General features: G+C 73.7%; 17 protein-coding genes. 8 read left to right on the top strand and 9 right to left on the bottom strand.

Annotated elements, in window-relative coordinates:
• Positions 1-1,346: NAD(P)-binding domain-containing protein (locus FHP29_RS14020; RefSeq protein WP_139623799.1), on the bottom strand; the 1,346-nt coding region annotated here is incomplete at its 3' end.
• Between the two features lie 93 nt (positions 1,347-1,439).
• Here FHP29_RS14020 and FHP29_RS14015 point away from each other — a divergent pair.
• The 7 genes from FHP29_RS14015 (at position 1,440) to FHP29_RS13985 (ending at position 9,144) form a co-directional block, all read left to right on the top strand.
• Complete coding sequence (locus tag FHP29_RS14015) at positions 1,440-1,838, top strand: ArsR/SmtB family transcription factor (RefSeq protein WP_139623492.1); 399 nt, start codon at positions 1,440-1,442, stop codon at positions 1,836-1,838.
• 210 nt (positions 1,839-2,048) lie between these two features.
• Complete coding sequence (locus tag FHP29_RS14010; RefSeq protein WP_139623491.1) at positions 2,049-2,627, top strand: TMEM165/GDT1 family protein; 579 nt, start codon at positions 2,049-2,051, stop codon at positions 2,625-2,627.
• 2 nt (positions 2,628-2,629) lie between these two features.
• The gene (locus FHP29_RS14005; RefSeq protein ID WP_240044505.1) at positions 2,630-3,892 is read left to right on the top strand and encodes an MFS transporter; all 1,263 of its coding nucleotides are present in this window, start codon (positions 2,630-2,632) and stop codon (positions 3,890-3,892) included.
• A 74-nt stretch (positions 3,893-3,966) separates the two neighbouring features.
• Positions 3,967-4,449 (top strand): CAP domain-containing protein, encoded by a 483-nt coding sequence (locus FHP29_RS14000; protein WP_139623490.1) that lies wholly within the window; start codon positions 3,967-3,969, stop codon positions 4,447-4,449.
• A gap of 46 nt (positions 4,450-4,495) precedes the next feature.
• Positions 4,496-5,770 carry an MFS transporter gene (locus FHP29_RS13995; RefSeq protein ID WP_240044504.1) on the top strand — a complete coding sequence of 425 codons (1,275 nt, stop codon included), beginning with the start codon at positions 4,496-4,498 and terminating at the stop codon, positions 5,768-5,770.
• 96 nt (positions 5,771-5,866) lie between these two features.
• A complete protein-coding gene (locus FHP29_RS13990) occupies positions 5,867-6,568 on the top strand; it encodes a response regulator transcription factor (protein ID WP_139623489.1) in 702 nt (233 codons plus the stop codon).
• Positions 6,565-9,144, top strand: coding sequence for a DUF4153 domain-containing protein (locus FHP29_RS13985; RefSeq protein ID WP_139623488.1), 2,580 nt, complete (start codon positions 6,565-6,567; stop codon positions 9,142-9,144). The genes FHP29_RS13990 and FHP29_RS13985 overlap by 4 nt, the downstream gene beginning before the upstream one ends.
• 75 nt (positions 9,145-9,219) lie before the next feature.
• Here the strand turns inward: FHP29_RS13985 and FHP29_RS13980 are convergent, their stop codons facing one another.
• From FHP29_RS13980 to FHP29_RS13960, 5 genes are all read right to left on the bottom strand, one after another.
• Entirely contained in the window at positions 9,220-9,840 is a 621-nt protein-coding gene (locus tag FHP29_RS13980) for a VOC family protein (RefSeq protein WP_139623487.1), read from the bottom strand.
• A gap of 141 nt (positions 9,841-9,981) precedes the next feature.
• Positions 9,982-12,183: a heavy metal translocating P-type ATPase gene (locus tag FHP29_RS13975; protein ID WP_192904030.1), complete on the bottom strand. Its 2,202-nt coding sequence runs from the start codon at positions 12,181-12,183 to the stop codon at positions 9,982-9,984.
• Between the two features lie 37 nt (positions 12,184-12,220).
• Complete coding sequence (locus FHP29_RS13970) at positions 12,221-13,192, bottom strand: hypothetical protein (protein ID WP_205014119.1); 972 nt, start codon at positions 13,190-13,192, stop codon at positions 12,221-12,223.
• A complete protein-coding gene (locus tag FHP29_RS13965) occupies positions 13,189-13,404 on the bottom strand; it encodes a heavy-metal-associated domain-containing protein (protein ID WP_139623485.1) in 216 nt (71 codons plus the stop codon). The genes FHP29_RS13970 and FHP29_RS13965 overlap by 4 nt, the downstream gene beginning before the upstream one ends.
• A gap of 41 nt (positions 13,405-13,445) precedes the next feature.
• Positions 13,446-13,742 carry a metal-sensitive transcriptional regulator gene (locus tag FHP29_RS13960; RefSeq protein ID WP_139623484.1) on the bottom strand — a complete coding sequence of 99 codons (297 nt, stop codon included), beginning with the start codon at positions 13,740-13,742 and terminating at the stop codon, positions 13,446-13,448.
• Between the two features lie 65 nt (positions 13,743-13,807).
• Between FHP29_RS13960 and FHP29_RS13955 the strand changes: the two genes are divergently transcribed.
• Positions 13,808-14,020 (top strand): hypothetical protein, encoded by a 213-nt coding sequence (locus FHP29_RS13955; protein ID WP_139623483.1) that lies wholly within the window; start codon positions 13,808-13,810, stop codon positions 14,018-14,020.
• A 1-nt stretch (position 14,021) separates the two neighbouring features.
• Here the strand turns inward: FHP29_RS13955 and FHP29_RS13950 are convergent, their stop codons facing one another.
• The 3 genes from FHP29_RS13950 to chrA are packed head-to-tail and all read right to left on the bottom strand — an operon-like array spanning position 14,022 to position 16,063.
• Positions 14,022-14,435, bottom strand: coding sequence for a PIN domain nuclease (locus FHP29_RS13950; protein WP_139623482.1), 414 nt, complete (start codon positions 14,433-14,435; stop codon positions 14,022-14,024).
• A complete protein-coding gene (vapB, locus tag FHP29_RS13945) occupies positions 14,432-14,656 on the bottom strand; it encodes a type II toxin-antitoxin system VapB family antitoxin (RefSeq protein WP_139623481.1) in 225 nt (74 codons plus the stop codon). Before vapB ends, FHP29_RS13950 begins: the two co-directional genes overlap by 4 nt.
• A gap of 54 nt (positions 14,657-14,710) precedes the next feature.
• A complete protein-coding gene (chrA, locus tag FHP29_RS13940; RefSeq protein WP_139623480.1) occupies positions 14,711-16,063 on the bottom strand; it encodes a chromate efflux transporter in 1,353 nt (450 codons plus the stop codon).
• Positions 16,064-16,088 lie beyond the last annotated feature (25 nt).

The following is a 16,088-nucleotide window of genomic DNA, read 5'->3' as shown; positions in this document are numbered from 1 at the left end:
CAGGCGTCGACAGGGGTCCGTCCGATCGTCAGGACCTCCGCGGCGGGAGCGGGGCCGCAGCAGCCGCCGCCGGTCGCCGCGCTGTCCGGGTCGTCGAACACCCCGGCCCCGCCGCACACGCCCGTGTCCGGCAGGACCAGCTCCACCCGCGCCGCCGCCTCGTGGTCGCCGGCGAGCGCGGCCACCACGCTGCGCACCTGCTCGTAGCCGGTGAGGGCGAGGAAGGTCGGCGCGCGACCGTAGGACTTCATGCCGACGAGGTAGAGGTCGGGCTCCGGCTGGGCGAGGTCCGCGGCGCCGGTGGCCCGCACCGAGCCGCAGGAGTGGATGTTGGGGTCGATCTCGGCGGCGATCAGGCGCGGCGCCTCGAGGGTCGGGTCGAGGTCGAGCCTCATCTCGGACAGGAACGTCAGGTCGGGGCGGAAGCCGGTCAGCACGACGACAGTGTCCGCTGCCGGGAGCTCCCGCCCGTCCTCGCCGACGAGTACGACGCGCGTGCCGCCCGGCTCGTGGCGCACGGCGGCGGTGCGGAACCCGGTCAGCAGCTCGACCGCGCCGGACCGGACCGCCTCGCGCGCCCGCTGGCCCAGCGCGCCCCGCCGCGGGAGCTCGTCGGCCGCGCCTCCTCCGAAGGTGCCCTCGCCGACGGCCCGGCGGATCGCCCACGTGATCCGGGTGCCGGGGTGGTCGGCGGCGATCCGGACCAGCTCGTGGATCGCGTTGAACGCGGAGTCGCCCGCTCCGAGCACGACGGTGTGGCGCCCGGCGTACCGCTCGGGCCGGGCCCGGTCCGGCACCTGGGAGACCAGACGCGCCGCCGCGGCGAGCTCGCCCAGGGCCGGCAGGCCGTCGGCGCCCGCGGGGTTGGGGCGGCGCCAGGTGCCGGAGGCGTCGATCACCGCCCGGGCCTCGAGCCGCGACTCGTGGCCGGCGGAGTCGGCGACGTGGACGGTGAACGGCTGCGACGCTCGGTCGGCGTCGACCAGCCGGTCGCGGCCGCGGCGCGAGACCCCGCTGACGCGGGCGTCGTACCGGATCCGGTCGCCGAGCGCCGCGGCGAGCGGGGCGAGGTAGCGCTCGATCCATTCCGCGCCGGTCGGGTAGCCCTGGGCCGGCGCGGTCCAGCCGGTCGGGGCGAGCAGCCGGGTGGCCGCCGGGTCGACCAGCTCGGGCCAGGCGGAGAAGAGCCGGACGTGGCCCCACTCCGCGACCGCGGCGGCCGGTCCGGGCCCGGACTCGAGCACCAGCGGCTCCAGGCCGCGCTCGAGCAGGTGGGCGGCCGCGGCCAGGCCCTGGGGCCCCGCGCCGATCACCACCACCGGCAGGTCGTCCGTCGGATCTGTCATCTCGCTCTCCTCCATCATGCATTGACGTTCTTCGATGTGACAACAGACTACGGATAGATCGACAGATGTCAATGGATAGGGCACACTCGGATCATGGCCTCCTCGCTGCCGGTGATCCAGCCCGACGACCTGGCCGCCTGCTGCGCACCGGTCACCGGCGGTGTGGTCTCCGACGAGGCGGCCGCGATCCTCGCGCGGATGTTCAAGGCGCTCGGCGACCCGACTCGGGTCAAGCTGCTCTCCCTGATCGCGGCCGCACCGGACGGCGAGGCCTGTGTCTGCGACCTGACCGAGCCGGTCCGGCTCAGCCAGCCGACGGTGTCCCATCACATGAAGCAGCTCGTCGAGGCCGGCCTGGCCACCCGCGAGCAGCGCGGACGGTGGGCCTACTACCGGGTCGCTCCCGGAGTGCTGGGCTCGCTGGCGGAGGCGCTGGCGCCGGGCGGGCCTGTCGCCGGCGCTGATTGGGCCGTGGGCGGGACCTCCGCCTAGACTGGCGGTACGAAGGGGAGTAGTCCTCAACAGCTGTGTCGACATACTGGCCCGCGATCGTCTGCGGGCCCGGCACAGCAGGCCACCGCGAGGTGGCGGACGAGACTTTCGGCCAGTTGTGCGACCCGTTGACGGACGTGCCTGGCCGAAGGCACGTCCACTCGATCGGGTCGGCGGGCTCCTCGGCCGGGCACCGGAGAGGAACCCCCGATGTATGCCTTCCTGTTGAGCACCGCCGTGATCTTCGTGGCCGAGCTCGGCGACAAGAGCCAGCTCATGGCGATGACGTTCGCGACCCGCTACCGGGCGCGCGACGTCCTCATCGGCCTGAGCGCCGCGACCGCCATCGTGCATCTCGCGTCGGTCGGCATCGGCTATGCGATCGGGGACGCGTTCGGTGACTACCAGGGCGCGATCGAGATCGGTGCCGGCATCGCGTTCCTGGGCTTCGCGCTGTGGACTTTGCGCGGCGACGAGCTGACGGAGGAGGACGAGCGCAAGGCCGCCGGCGCGACCGGGCGCGCGATCCTCGTCGTCGGTGTGTTCTTCTTCCTCGCCGAGCTCGGTGACAAGACGATGCTGGCCACCATCACCCTCGCCACGCAGGAGGGCTGGTTCGGCACCTGGCTCGGCTCGACGCTGGGCATGGTCGCCGCCGACGCCCTGGCGATCGGGGTCGGCGCGGTGCTGGGTCGCCAGCTGCCCGAGAAGGTCATCACGTACGGCGCCGCGGCGCTCTTCGCCCTCTTCGGCCTGGCCCTCATCGCCAGCGGGGCTGGTTGGATCTGACGGTGAGCCCTGCAGCGCCCGCCCGTCCGACCCGGCCGGCGCGTCCGGTGTGGACGCCGTGGCGCACGGTGTTCGCGTTCGGGCTGGTCAGCCTGGCCGCGGACATGGTCTACGAGGGGATGCGGGCCATGGCCGGCCCCTTCCTCGGCAGCCTGGGCGCCTCGGCGCTGATCGTGGGCCTGGTCACCGGCGCGGGCGAGGCGGTCGCGCTGATGCTGCGCCTGGTCACCGGACCCTGGGCCGACCGCAGTCGCCGACACTGGCGGCTGACCGTGGTCGGCTACGCGATGACGGCGGTCTGCGTCCCGCTCCTCGCGGTGACCCCCTTCCTCGGCAGCGCCGGTCTCGCGGTCGTGGCCACCCTCATCGTGCTCGAGCGCGCCGGCAAGGCCGTGCGGAGCCCGGCGAAGTCCGCCCTGCTGGCGCGGATGGCGACCTCGACGGGACGCGGCAAGGGCTTCGCCGTGCACAAGGCCCTCGACCAGGTCGGTGCCTTCACCGGGCCGCTGCTGCTCGCCGGGATCGCCGCGCTCACCGGCCTGCTCTGGCCGGGCTTCGCGGTGCTCGCGATCCCCGGAGCGCTGGCGATGGTGCTGCTCGCCCAGCTGCGCCGCCGCGCCCCGATCGCCACCCGGGCCGATCCGGACGAGGACGAGGACGAGGACGCGCGGCCGGCCCGCGGTGCGTGGGCCGACCTCCGCGCCGCCGCCGTGGGCGCCGACCTGCCGCGCGCCTTCCACCTGTTCTCCCTGGCCGCCGCGCTCACCACCGCCGGGCTGATGACCTTCGGCGTCATCTCCTTCCGCCTGGTCGAGGCGGGCCTGCTCACCGCGGCCGCCGTCCCCCTCGTCTACGCGCTGGCCATGGCCGTCGAGGCGCTCGCCGCCCTCGCCACCGGCGGTCCGTTCGACCGGTGGGGCGGGCGGGTCCTGCTCGTCGTACCCGTCCTGGTGGCGGCCGTCCCGCTCTGCGTGTTCACCGATCGGCTGTGGCTCGTGCTCGCCGGCGTCGTCGTGTGGGGTGCGGCGACCGGCGTGCAGGACTCCACGGTCAAGGCGTACGTCGCCGATCTCGTCCCAGCAGGGCGTCGCGCCACGGCCTACGGGGTGTTCGCGGCCGTGCAGGGCGTCGGCGCACTGGCCGGCGGCGCGTTGGCGGGCGCCCTCGTCGACCGGCACGCGGTGGCCCTGGCGGTGCTGATCGGCGTGCTGCAGGCCTGCGCGGCCGCGCTGCTGTGGCGCACCACCCGACATCAGCGGCCCTGAGACCCCGGACCGGGCCTCGTCGAACCGGGGTACCGTCGTGGGGCGCACGGAACCTCTCGGGAAGGTGAACGCCGATGCGAAGAGTCGCACGATCAGCACTCGCCGCGGCCGCCGCGACAGCAGCGCTCACGGCGACGGCCGCCCACGCGCCGCCCGCGCACGCGCAGGAGGTGACCCCGATGGACGACGGATACGAGGACGCGGTCCTGCAGACCATCAACCAGCGGCGCGCCCACCGCGGCCTGCGGCTGCTGCGGACGTCGTCGTGTGTCGACCCCGTCGCCGAGCGCCGGTCCCGTCGGATGGGCGTCAACGACGAGATGCGTCACTACGACGGGCTGCGTCGGGTGCTCCGGCGGTGCGGCGGGTCGCGGGTGGGCGAGATCATCGCCCGCGGACCTGGCTTCTCCGACCCGCGGGCGGTCGTGCGTGCCTGGATGCACTCGCCGAGCCACCGCGCGCTCATCGAGCAGCGAGGCTTCCGGGCCGCTGCCGTGGGTGCCTGGCGCGACGCGGGCGGCGAGGTGTTCGTGAGCGTGGTCTTCCGGTCGCCGTGACGGGGGTGCCGGCGGCGAGCCGCGGCCGCTGGTGTTGCATGACGTCGTGACCGCCTCGCCGAGCTCGCCGACCTCCCCGACGGGGACGTCCGGGACGACGGGGCCGATCGGGACGAGCGAGGTCGCGCAGGACACCCGGCTCCAGCGGCTGCTGGTGGTCCTCGGCATCGTCGTGCTCGCGTTCAACCTGCGTCCCGCCGCGTCGAGCGTCGGGCCGCTGCTGGAGGAGGTCCGCGCCGGCGTACCGCTCGGCGACACCGAGGCCGGCCTGCTCACCACCTTGCCGGTCCTGTGCTTCGCGGTCGTCGGCGGCGCCGCGCCGCGACTGGCCGCCTGGGTCGGGCTCCACCGGGTCACCCTGCTCGGCCTGATCCTGCTCGCCGGCTGCCTCTGGACCCGGGGACACGTCCACCAGGGCTGGGCCTTCCTCGTGCTCTCCTTCGCCGCGCTGGCGGGGGCGGCCGCGGCCAATGTGCTCATGCCGTCGCTGGTCAAGCTCCACTTCCCGGCCCACGTGGGCCTGCTGACCGCTGTCTACACGACCTCGATGGCGGTCGGTCTCACCCTCTCCTCGGCGCTCACGGTGCCGATCGCGACCACCGCCGGCGAGGTCGACTACGCCCGCGGACTCGGCGCGTGGGCGGTGACCGCGGCCATCGCGGTGCTGCCCTGGATCGGGCTGATCGGGCACGACCTCCATGTCGGTGGGCGCGCCTCCTCGATCGGGATCACCGTCATCGCGCGCACCCGGCTCGGCTGGGCGATGGCGGGCGCGTTCGGGCTGCAGTCCCTGCAGGCGTACGCCGTGTTCGGCTGGTTCGCGCAGATGTGCCGCGACGCCGGATACTCCCCGGGGACGGCCGGCGTGCTGCTCGGCGTGGTGACGGGGGCCAGCATCCCGCTGTCCGTGCTCATCCCGGTCCTCGCCGGGCGGCTGCGCGACCAGCGGTGGCTGCTGACGGCGCTCATGGCCTGCTACCCGATCGGGTACGTCGGGTTCCTCGTCGACCCCCGCCCGCTCGGCTGGCTGTGGGCGCTCGCGATCGGCGTCGGCTGCAGCACCTTCCCGCTCGTGCTCACCCTGATCGGTCTGCGCAGCCGAACCCCCGCCGGCACCGCCGCCCTGTCCGGCTTCACCCAGTCGGCGGGATACCTCCTGGCCGCCCTGGGACCCTTCGGCGTCGGCGTCCTGCACGCCGCCACCGGCACCTGGACGCTCCCGCTCCTGGTCCTCCTCGCCCTGTGCGTGCCGCTCTACCTGTGCGGGCTCTACGCCACCGGCGACCGGTCCGTCGAGGACCAGATCCCGGCCCGCCCCTGATCCGGCCCGACCGCCTGCGGTCCGGCCGGGGGATCTGCACAGAACCTGCACACGTCGTCCCCGCCTCCCGGCCGTCCGGACTCGTAGCCTCGGAGCATGCCAGCGGAGAGCGTGCGCCGTCGGGTCCTCGTCGTCGAGGACGACCCGGTCATCAACCAGGCGGTCGCCGACCGCCTGCGGGCGGAGGGCTACGACGTCGTCCGCGCCTTCGACGGGCCGGGGGCCGTGGCGGCGTACGGCGAGAGCGCGCCGGACCTGGTGCTGCTCGACGTGATGCTGCCCGGCTTCGACGGACACGAGGTCTGCCGCCGGATCCAGGCCGACCGTCCCGTGCCGGTGCTCATGCTCACCGCCCGCACGGACGAGGCCGACATCCTGGTCGGACTCGGGGTGGGGGCCGACGACTACCTCACCAAGCCGTTCCGCATGCGCGAGCTCGTGGCGCGGGTGGCCGCCCTGCTGCGTCGCGTGGAGCGGGCCGCCGAGCTGGCCGGACGGCGCGCGCTCGAGCTCGGCGACCTGCGCGTCGACGGGCCCGCCCGCCGGGTGTGGCGCGGTGAGGAGGAGGTGCGGCTGACGCCGACGGAGTTCGACCTGCTGCTCTGCCTCGCCGCGACGCCGGGCGCGGTCGTCACCCGCGAGCGGCTGCTCGCCGAGGTCTGGGGCTGGGACGGCGCGACCGGGACCCGCACGGTCGACAGCCACGTGAAGGGCCTGCGAGCGAAGGTCGGCGCCGACCTGGTCCGCACCGCGCACGGCGTGGGCTACGCGCTCGAGGTGCCGGGGAGCACGCCGTGAGTCCGCCGCAGCCGCTCGTCGGCGTCCGCTCGATCAAGGTCAAGCTCGGCCTGCTGGTCGCCGCCAGCGCGACCGTGGCCGCGCTCGTCGCCGCGCTGGGACGCTCCGGCGGCGTCCCCACCTGGCTCACCATTCCCGTGACGATCGGACTCGCTCTGGCGCTGACCCAGCTGCTGGCGGTCGGCATGACCTCGCCGCTGCGGCAGATGACCGCCGCCGCCCGCCGGATGGCGACCGGCGACTACGCCGTGCGGGTGCCGGACGGCGGCCGCGACGAGGTCGGCGAGCTGGCCCGCGCCTTCAACACGATGGCCCGCGACCTCGCGGGCGTGGACCGGCAGCGCCGCGAGCTGGTGGCCAACGTCAGCCACGAGCTCCGCACCCCGCTGACGGGCCTGCGCGCCGTCCTGGAGAACGCCGTCGACGGCGTCGTACCGGACGATCCGGCGGTCCTCGCCAGCGCTCTCGCGCAGGCCGAGCGGATGAGCGGCCTGGTCGAGGACCTGCTCGACCTCGCCCGGGTCGACGCCGGGAAGGCGCCGCTGGCGCCGCGGGCCGTGGATCTCGCCGAGCTGCTCGACCGGGCGGTCGCGGAGGCACGGGTGCTCGGCCGGGACGTGGAGTACGACGTCCGCCTCGACCCCCGCGACCTGGTGGTCACCGCAGACCCGGCCCGCCTGCACCAGCTCGTCGCCAACCTGCTCGACAACGCGTCGCGGCACAGCCCGGCCGGGGGCACGGTGTCGGTGCGCGCCACCCGGCAGGGGGACCGGTACGCCCTCGAGGTCCGCGACGACGGGCCCGGGATCCCGCCCGAGGCCCGGGAGCGGGTGTTCGAGCCCTTCGGCACCCTGCGAGCCGCGGGCGACGACACCGGCGGGACGGGTCTCGGCCTCGCGATCGCCCGGTGGGTCACGGACCTGCACGGCGGCACCATCGCCTTCCTCGACCCGCCGGCCGGCACCGGAGCCCGGGTGCGGGTCGAGCTCCCCCTCGAGCCCGCGGCCCGCCCGGCCGTCGTACCGGTCCCACCGAGCCAGGAGGCACCCGTGTCCGCCCCGACCGCCCCGACCGCCCCGACCGTCTCGCCGCCCGCTCCGGTCTCGCCGCCCGCTCCGGTCTCGCCGCCGCCGTCGATCACCGACGACCTGCTCGGCGGCTTCTGGCCCGAGCGCGGCGTCCCCGCCCGCCCGGGGCTGCTGCTCGGGGCGCTCGGCGCCGGCGTGCTGGGCGGCCTGGTCCTGCCCGAGCGGGACCTGGGCATCGGCACCTTCCTGGTCCTGCTGGCGGCGGGCTCCGTCGTCCTCATCGCGAGCCGCCACCGGCGGGACCGGTTCACGCTGACCTGTGCGGGGCTCTGCGTGCTCCTCGCCGCGACGGCCGTCGTCCGCGACGCCGAGTGGGTGGTCGTGCTGTGCCTGTTCGCCGGGGCCGGCCTGTGCGTGGTCGGCGTGACCCGGGGCCGCGGGCTGGGCGCGTTCGTGCTGTCCGGCCTGATGTGGCCGGTCGCGGGCCTGCGCGGGATGCCCTGGCTGGGCCGCACGGTCGCCGCGCTCCCCGTCGTGGGCCACGGCGCGGCCCTGCTGCGCACCCTGGTGTGGTCGGTGCTGGGGCTGGTCGTGTTCGGCGCCCTCTTCGCGTCGGCCGACGCACTGGTCGCGGAGTGGGTCGACGCGCTGCTGCCCGACCTCACCATCGACACCTTCGTGCTGCGCGCGTTCGTCACCCTCGCCGTCGGCGGCACGGTGCTCGCGGCGGCGTACCTCGCCCTGAACCCGCCGCGGGTCGACCGAGACCCGGCCGCCGGGCGCCCGGTGGCGCGGCGCTACGAGTGGCTCGCGCCGGTCGGGGTCGTCGTCGGCGTCTTCGCGGTCTTCCTCGTCGCGCAGGCGACGGTCGTGTTCGGCGGACACGGCTACCTGCGCCGTACGACGGGCCTGACCTACGCGGAGTACGTCCACGAGGGCTTCGCCCAGCTGACCGTCGCGACCGCGCTGACCCTCCTCGTGATCGCCGTCGCCGCCCGCAAGGCGCCGCGGGCCACCGCCGCCGACCGGATGTGGCTGCGGGCCGCCCTGGGCGCCCTGTGCGTCGAGACCCTGGTCGTCGTGGCGTCCGCGCTCTACCGGATGGACGTCTACCAGGAGGCCTACGGCTTCACCCGACTGCGCCTGCTCGTCGATGTGTTCGAGGGCTGGCTCGGCGTCCTCGTGCTGGCGGTGATGGCGAGCGGCATCGGGCTGCGGGGGGCGTGGCTGGCCCGCTTCGCCCTGCTCAGCGGCGCCGTCGGGCTGCTCGGACTGGCGGTGGTGAACCCCGATGCCTGGATCGCCCGCCACAACCTGGAGCGGTACGCCCACACCGGCCGGGTCGACTGGGCCTATCTGCAGGGCCTGTCCGACGACGCCGTCCCCGTCCTCGCGGACCTGGACGGGCGGGACCGGTCGTGCGCGCTCGCGGGCCGGGAGGTGTCCGACGACGACTGGCTCGAGTGGAACCTCGGCCGGGCGCGGGCTGTGGACGGCCTGGCCGGCGCGGAGGTCGCGCCCGTCTCCTGCCCCGACGCCGGCCGGTGAGCGGCTGGGTGCGGGTCGTGTGCCTCAGAACCCGGCTATCCGGGTTCTGAGGCACACGACCCGGGGTGGAGGGACTCAGCTGCGGACCCGCGCCCGCTCCCACACGAACCCGTCGGGGTCGGTGGCGGCGGTGTCGCCGCCGACGAGGACGAGCCGGTGCGAGCCGGTTCCCTCCATCGGCACGCCGGCGTCCTTGGCCAGGGCCTTGCGGGGGAGCAGGCCGAGGGTGACCGCTCCGCCGGCGGGCTCGAACTCGACGTACTTCTTGCCGAAGCTGCGGGCGATCGCGAGCCCGCGGTCGACGTAGAACTGCTTGGTGGCGGTGATGTCGTCGGCTCCGATGAGCAGCACGATGCTCTCGATGTCGCGGCTGGCCGGGCCCTTGTTCCTCTTCGAGGAGCTGACGACCTTCCAGATCGTGCCGTCGGGCGCGCGCAGTACGCCGCCGTAGCCCCAGAAGGACTTGCTGACGGGCTTGATCTCCGTGGCTCCGGCCGCCAGCGCGGTCTCGACGAGGCTGTCGACGTCGGCCGGCTGGGCCAGGGTCAGCGAGATGTGGAAGCCGCGGAATCCCTCGGTGGGCGCGTCGGCGACGCGGAAGTCGAGGGGGAGGTCCGGGCCGAAGGCGCGGGCGTAGAAGTCGCGGGCGGCGGCCGGGTCGGCCACTTCGAGGATCAGGGTGTCGATGGAGTTCATGTCCCTGACGCTAGGCCCGACCCGACCACCGCTGCTTCTCGATTCCTGACGGCTTGGCCGGGTTTCCGGGAGTCGTGTGCCTGAGGACCCCGAATCCCGGGTCCTCAGGCACACGACCCCGCGAAGCGGAGGGCGCGCGGGTCAGCGGAATCCGCGCAGGCGCAGGCTGTTGGAGACCACGAACACCGACGAGAACGCCATGGCGGCGCCGGCGAGCATCGGGTTGAGCAGTCCCGCGGCGGCGAGCGGAAGGGCCGCGATGTTGTAGGCGAACGCCCAGAACAGGTTGCCCTTGATCGTGGCCAGGGTGCGGCGCGAGAGGCGGATGGCGTCGACCGCCACCTGCAGGTCGCCGCGGACCAGGGTCAGGTCGCTGGCCTCGATCGCCACGTCGGTGCCGGTGCCCATGGCCAGGCCGAGGTCGGCCTGGGCGAGGGCGGCGGCGTCGTTGACGCCGTCGCCGACCATCGCGACCACGCGACCCTCGCCCTGCAGCCGCTTGACGACGTCGACCTTGTCGGCGGGCAGTACGTCGGCGATGACGTCCTCCTCGGCGATGCCGACCTCTGCCGCCACCGTCCGTGCCACCACGGCGTTGTCGCCGGTCAGCAGCACCGGCCGCAGACCGAGCTCGCGGAGCTGTGCGATGGCCGTGGCCGAGGTCGGCTTGATCGCGTCGGCGACCACGATGATCCCGCGGGCCTGTCCGTCCCAGCCGACCGCGACCGCCGTACCGCCCGTGCTCTGGGCCTCCTCCAGCGCTGTGGCGAGCACGGGGGAGAGGTGCTGCGACCACTCCTCGAGCAGCCGCGGCCGCCCGACCAGCACCGCGTGCGACGCGTCGCCGTCGAGCAGCACGCCCTGCACCCCGAGGCCCTCGACGTTCGCGAAGTCCTCGACGATCGGCAGTGGTCCGGCCTCGCGGGCGGCGTCGGCGATCGCCCGCGCGATCGGGTGCTCGGAGGAGTCCTCCAGCGCCCCGGCGTACCTCAGCACCTCGTCGGCGGACTCGCCGTCATCGGCCACCACCGAGCGCAGCGTCATCCGGCCGGTCGTCACCGTGCCCGTCTTGTCGAGCACGACGGTGTCGACGGCCCTCGTCGACTCCAGCACCTCGGGACCCTTGATCAGGATGCCGAGCTGGGCGCCGCGGCCGGTGCCGACCATGAGGGCGGTCGGCGTGGCCAGGCCGAGGGCGCACGGGCAGGCGATGATGAGGACGGCGACCGCGGCCGTGAACGCTGCGGCGAGACCGTTCCCGGCGCCGAGCCAGAACCCGAGGGTGCCGGCGGCGAGCAGGATGACGATCGGCACGAAGATCCCGGAGATCCGGTCGGCCAGGCGCTGGACCTGGGCCTTGCCGTTCTGGGCGTCCTCGACCAGGCGAGCCATCTGCGCCAGCTGGGTGTCGGCGCCGACCCGGGTCGCCCGGACGACCAGCCGGCCACCCGCGTTGACGCATCCGCCGACGACGGCGTCACCCTCGCCGACCTCCACCGGCACGGACTCGCCGGTGAGCATCGAGGCGTCGACCGCGGAGCTGCCGCGCTCGACCACGCCGTCGGTGGCGATCTTCTCGCCCGGGCGGACGACGAACCGGCCGCCCACCCCGAGCTCCTCGACCGGGACCCGCCGCTCGACGTCGTCCGGTCCGAGGACCGCGACCTCCTTGGCGCCGAGCTCGAGCAGGGCCCGGAGCGCCGCGCCCGCCCGCCGCTTCGAGCGCTGCTCGAAGTAGCGCCCGGCCAGGATGAACGTCGTCACTCCGGCCGCGGCCTCGAGGTAGATGTTGCCGCCGCCGTCGCTGCGCTCGATGGTGAGCTCGAACGGGTGCTTCATCCCGGTGGTGCCGGCGGTGCCCCAGAACAGCGCGTACAGCGACCAGCCCAGAGCGGCGAGGGTGCCGAGCGAGATCAGCGTGTCCATGGTGGAGGTGCCGTGACGGAGGTTGGTCCACGCCGCCCGGTGGAAGGGGTAGGCGCCCCACACCACCACCGGCGCAGCCAGGGTGAGCGACAGCCACTGCCAGTTGTCGAACTGGAGCGCCGGCACCATCGCCATCGCGATGACGGGCACCGTCAGCACCGCCGAGACGACGAGCCGCTGGCGCAGGGTCGCGACCGGATCCGCCTCCGTTACGGGCTCCTCGCCCTCGGCGGCGGCCGGCCTCGGCAGCGACGCGCCGTAGCCCGCCGCCTCGACGGCGGCGACCAGGTCGTCGGTGGAGACGCCGTCGGCGTAGGTGACCTTGGCCTTCTCGGTGGCGTAGTTGACCGTCGCGCTCACGCCCTCGAGCTTGTTGAGCTTGCGCTCGATCCGGTTGGCGCAGGACGCGCAGGTCATCCCGGTGAGGGCGAGCTCGACCTGCTGGCCGAGGGGGTCAGTGTCCGTGCTCACTGCCTTCTCCGTGCTTCTCCCCGTGCCCGGATCCTCCGGCGGTGCCTTCGGCGGTGCCGCCGGCCGCGTCGCCCGCCGTGACGGTGAACGCCGCGGTGCGGACGACGCCGTCGTGCTGGAAGTCGAGGTAGAGGTGGTAGGTCCCCGCGCTGGGGACGCTCGTGTGGAACACGACGTCCGGGCCGGGCTGCGTCGTACCGTCGCCGGGCTCGCCGTCGGGGTGGACGTGGAGATAGGCGAGGTCGCCGCTGCGCAACGCGACCAGGTGGCCGTAGGCGCCGAGGTAGGGCTGCAGGTCGGTGACCGGCTCGCCGTCCTTGCTGACGCGCAGCGTGAGCTTCGCGTCCGCGCCGGCGGCGAGGTCGCCGTCGAGGGTGACCTGGTAGCCGCCGACCGTGGCCGTGCGGCTCTCCTCCGCGGGCGGGACCGGCTGGTAGCCGCCGCGCACCTCGAGGTCGGTGCCGAGCGTGAGCGCGGGGCCGTCGGTCGCCTTGAAGTCGGCGAACAGCCGCCACGTGCCGGGTGTCAGCGCCAGGTCGACACCCCACACGCCCTCGGCGAGGGTCGGGTGGACGTGCTGGAAGCCGCTGAAGTCGCGGCGTACGGCGATCAGGTGCAGCTGCTTGTCGTGCTGGACGTCGTACGACGTCACAGGGGCACCGTCGGGCCCGATGATGGCGAAGCGCACCGGCACCGCGCTGCCCGCGTCGGCGCGGTTCTCGGTGAGAGCGAGGGTGTAGCCGTTCTGCGAGGTCATCAGTCCTCCGGGGATCTCCTCGGCGGCCGGCGCGGGCTCGAGCGAGATCCGCTCGCCGTGCGTGTCGTGCACGGGCTCCGCCTCGGGCTCGTCGACCGGGCCGATGGCCCGCCCGACGAGGAGGGCGACGGCGAAGACCGCCACGGCGACGGCGGCGAAACCGGCCAGCCGGGCCGTCGTACCGCTGGGGGTGTTCATGCGAGCTGGTAGCCGGCCTCCTCGACGGCGGCCTTCACGGCGGACTCGTCGAGGGGGGCGGCACTGGTGATCGTGACGGCACCGGTGGGCAGGTCGACCGCGACGTCCTCGACGCCGGCGATCTCCTGCACCTCCTCGGTGACGGAGGCGACGCAGTGGCCGCAGGTCATGCCGGTGACGGTGAAGGTCTGGCTGAACTTGTCGGTGGTCATCGGAGAGTCCTCTCGGTGGGGATGGAAGGGATCGGGACGCGTCAGGAGCGGACGAGGCGGGCGATGGCGTCGGAGGCCTCCTTGAGCTTCAGCTCGGCCTCCTCGCCTCCCTCGCGGACCGCGCCCACGACGCAGTGCGCCATGTGCTCGTCGAGCAGGCCGAGGGCCACGGACTGGAGGGCCTTCGTCATGGCGGAGACCTGGGTGAGGATGTCGATGCAGTACTGCTCCTCCTCGACCATCCGCTGCAGGCCTCGCGCCTGCCCCTCGATGCGCCGCAGCCGCTTGAGGTAGTCGTCCTTGGTGCGGTTGGCGATGTAGCTGTGCTGGTGCTCCATGAGAAATACAGTACCCCCCTAGGGTATCGATCACAAGAGGACGGTCGTCATGCGAGGATCGGCGGGTGGCAGCGGTCCGGGTCCGACGTCGTCGTGATGCTGACCTCCCCGTCCTCGCCCGGGTGCTCATGGATCAGCTGGAGCTCTACCGGCGCTCCGGCTGGACGGAGGTGCTGAGCCTGCGCCCGGACTGGCTGCGCGAGACGGCCGGCGACGAGGGGCCGGACGTCGTGGTGATGGCCCTGCCGACCGCCGATCGGCCCTCGGCACCGCGGTGACTCACCAGGCGCCGCGCAGCCTCTCGAGAGGTTGGCCCGTGATGTCGGCGACGAGCTCGAAGTCCTTGTCGACGTGCAGCACCGTGAAGCCACCGAGCTCGGCGGTCGCGGCGACCAGGAGGTCAGGGATGCTGGGCGCCCGATGGTTGCCGCGGTCGGCGAGCTCGCCTTGGACCTCGATGGCGCGGTCCTCCACTGCCGGCGTCAGGTACTCGACCAGCAGGTTCGCCGCGGGCGGTGCAGCCACGACCCGGCGCCAGTCCTCGCCGTTCCTGGCCGACCAGCCGAACTCGAGCAGCGTGAGGCCTGTCGTGGAGACCAGGCCCCTGTTGATCCGGTCGATCCAGAGTTCGAAGTCGGGAGAGTCACCGAGGCGTACGTAGGCCGACTTGTCCACCAGCCAGTGCGTGGTCACGACCAGGCTGAGCGCATCGCGTCGTCGTCAGCGAGGTCGGCCATGGCGCTCCTGGCGGTCCGGTAGTCGTCGAGCGTCGCCTCGCGAACGGTTCGGTGCCGTGCGATGCGGTGGAGCTCGCGCTTGAGGTAGGCGTTCCTCGACAGGCCGAGCCGCTCCGCCTCGGCATCGATGCGCGCCAGGTCGTCCGCGGGCACTCCACGGACCAGCACGTCGCTCACAGGATCACCTCGCCTCGTCTTGATATCAATACGATATCAAGCGCTGCGTGAATGCTAGAGCGCCCCGATCACGAAGAGGCCGACGCCGATCGCGGCACACAGCCCGAGCGTGCGCAGCGGGCTCCAGCCCCGCCCGAACATCACGCCGAGCGCGACGGCGGTGATGGCGAAGGCGACCGGGTCCCACGAGGCGAGGACCGGTACGTCGAGGTGGACCGGCCCGGCGTCGGCGGTGCGGGTGCGGTCGAAGAGGTTGTGCAGCGCGAAGAAGACCGCGAGGTTGGCGATCACGCCGACGACGGCCGCGGTGATGCCGGTGAGGGCCGCGGTCAGGCCCCGGTTGCTGCGCAGGCGCTCGACGTACGGCGCGCCCAGCAGGACGAAGAGGAAGCACGGCACGAAGGTCACCCAGGTGACCAGCAGGGAGGCGAGGACCGCCGCGAGCCAGGGGTCGAGGGAGCCGGGGTTCCGGTAGGCGCCGACGAAGGCGACGAACTGGACCACCATGATGAGCGGGCCGGGCGTGGTCTCGGCGAGGGCGAGGCCGCGGATCATCTCGCCGGGCGCGAGCCAGTGGTAGACGCCGACGGCCTGCTGGGCGACGTAGGACAGGACGGCGTAGGCGCCGCCGAAGGTGACGACGGCCGCGCCGGAGAAGAAGAGTCCCTGGTCGACGAAGACCGGTGTGCCGGTGCTGCCGGCGAGGGCGGCGAAGGCGACGACCGGTGTGAACCAGGTGACCAGGCCGATGAGGAGGACGGTGCCGGAGCGCCGCACGGTGGGCAGCTCGTGGTGCAGGGCCTCGTCGCTGATCAGCGGCTCGGTCCCGTCGGCGGTGTCGTGCGCACGCGACTCGCGCAGCGCGGGGATGCGCAGGCTCAGCAGCCAGCCGAGGAGGCCCGCCCCGAACACGACGGCCGGGAACGGCACGGCGAAGAAGGTGAGCGCAGCGAAGGAGGCGACGGCGAGGCCGACCAGGGCGGGGTGGTGCAGGGCCCGCTTCCCGACCCGCTGCACCGCCTGGACGACGATCGCGATGACCGCGGGAGCGACGCCGGCGAAGAGCGCGGTGACGAAGTCGGTCTCGCCGTAGCCGACGTAGATGCCGGACAGGGCGAGCAGCGCCAGCATCCCGGGGAGCACGAACAGGCCGCCCGCGATCAGGCCGCCGCGGATCCCGTTGAGCAGCCAGCCGGTGTAGATCGCCAGCTGTTGGGCCTCGGGGCCGGGCAGCAGCATGCAGTAGTTGAGCGCGTGCAGGAACCGCCTCTGCCCGATCCACCGCCGCTCGTCGACGAGCTTGTGCTGCATGACCGCGATCTGTCCGGCCGGACCGCCGAAGGTCTGCAGCGAGATCTGGAACCACGCCCGGGTGGCCTCCCGCAGCGGGATCACGTCACCGGGCATGGCAGCAGTCTCCCATCCGGGGATC

The sequence above is a fragment of the Nocardioides albidus genome (assembly GCF_006335005.1).
Taxonomy (GTDB): Bacteria; Actinomycetota; Actinomycetes; order Propionibacteriales; family Nocardioidaceae; genus Nocardioides; species Nocardioides albidus.
This window is presented reverse-complemented; position numbering and strand designations above follow the sequence as displayed.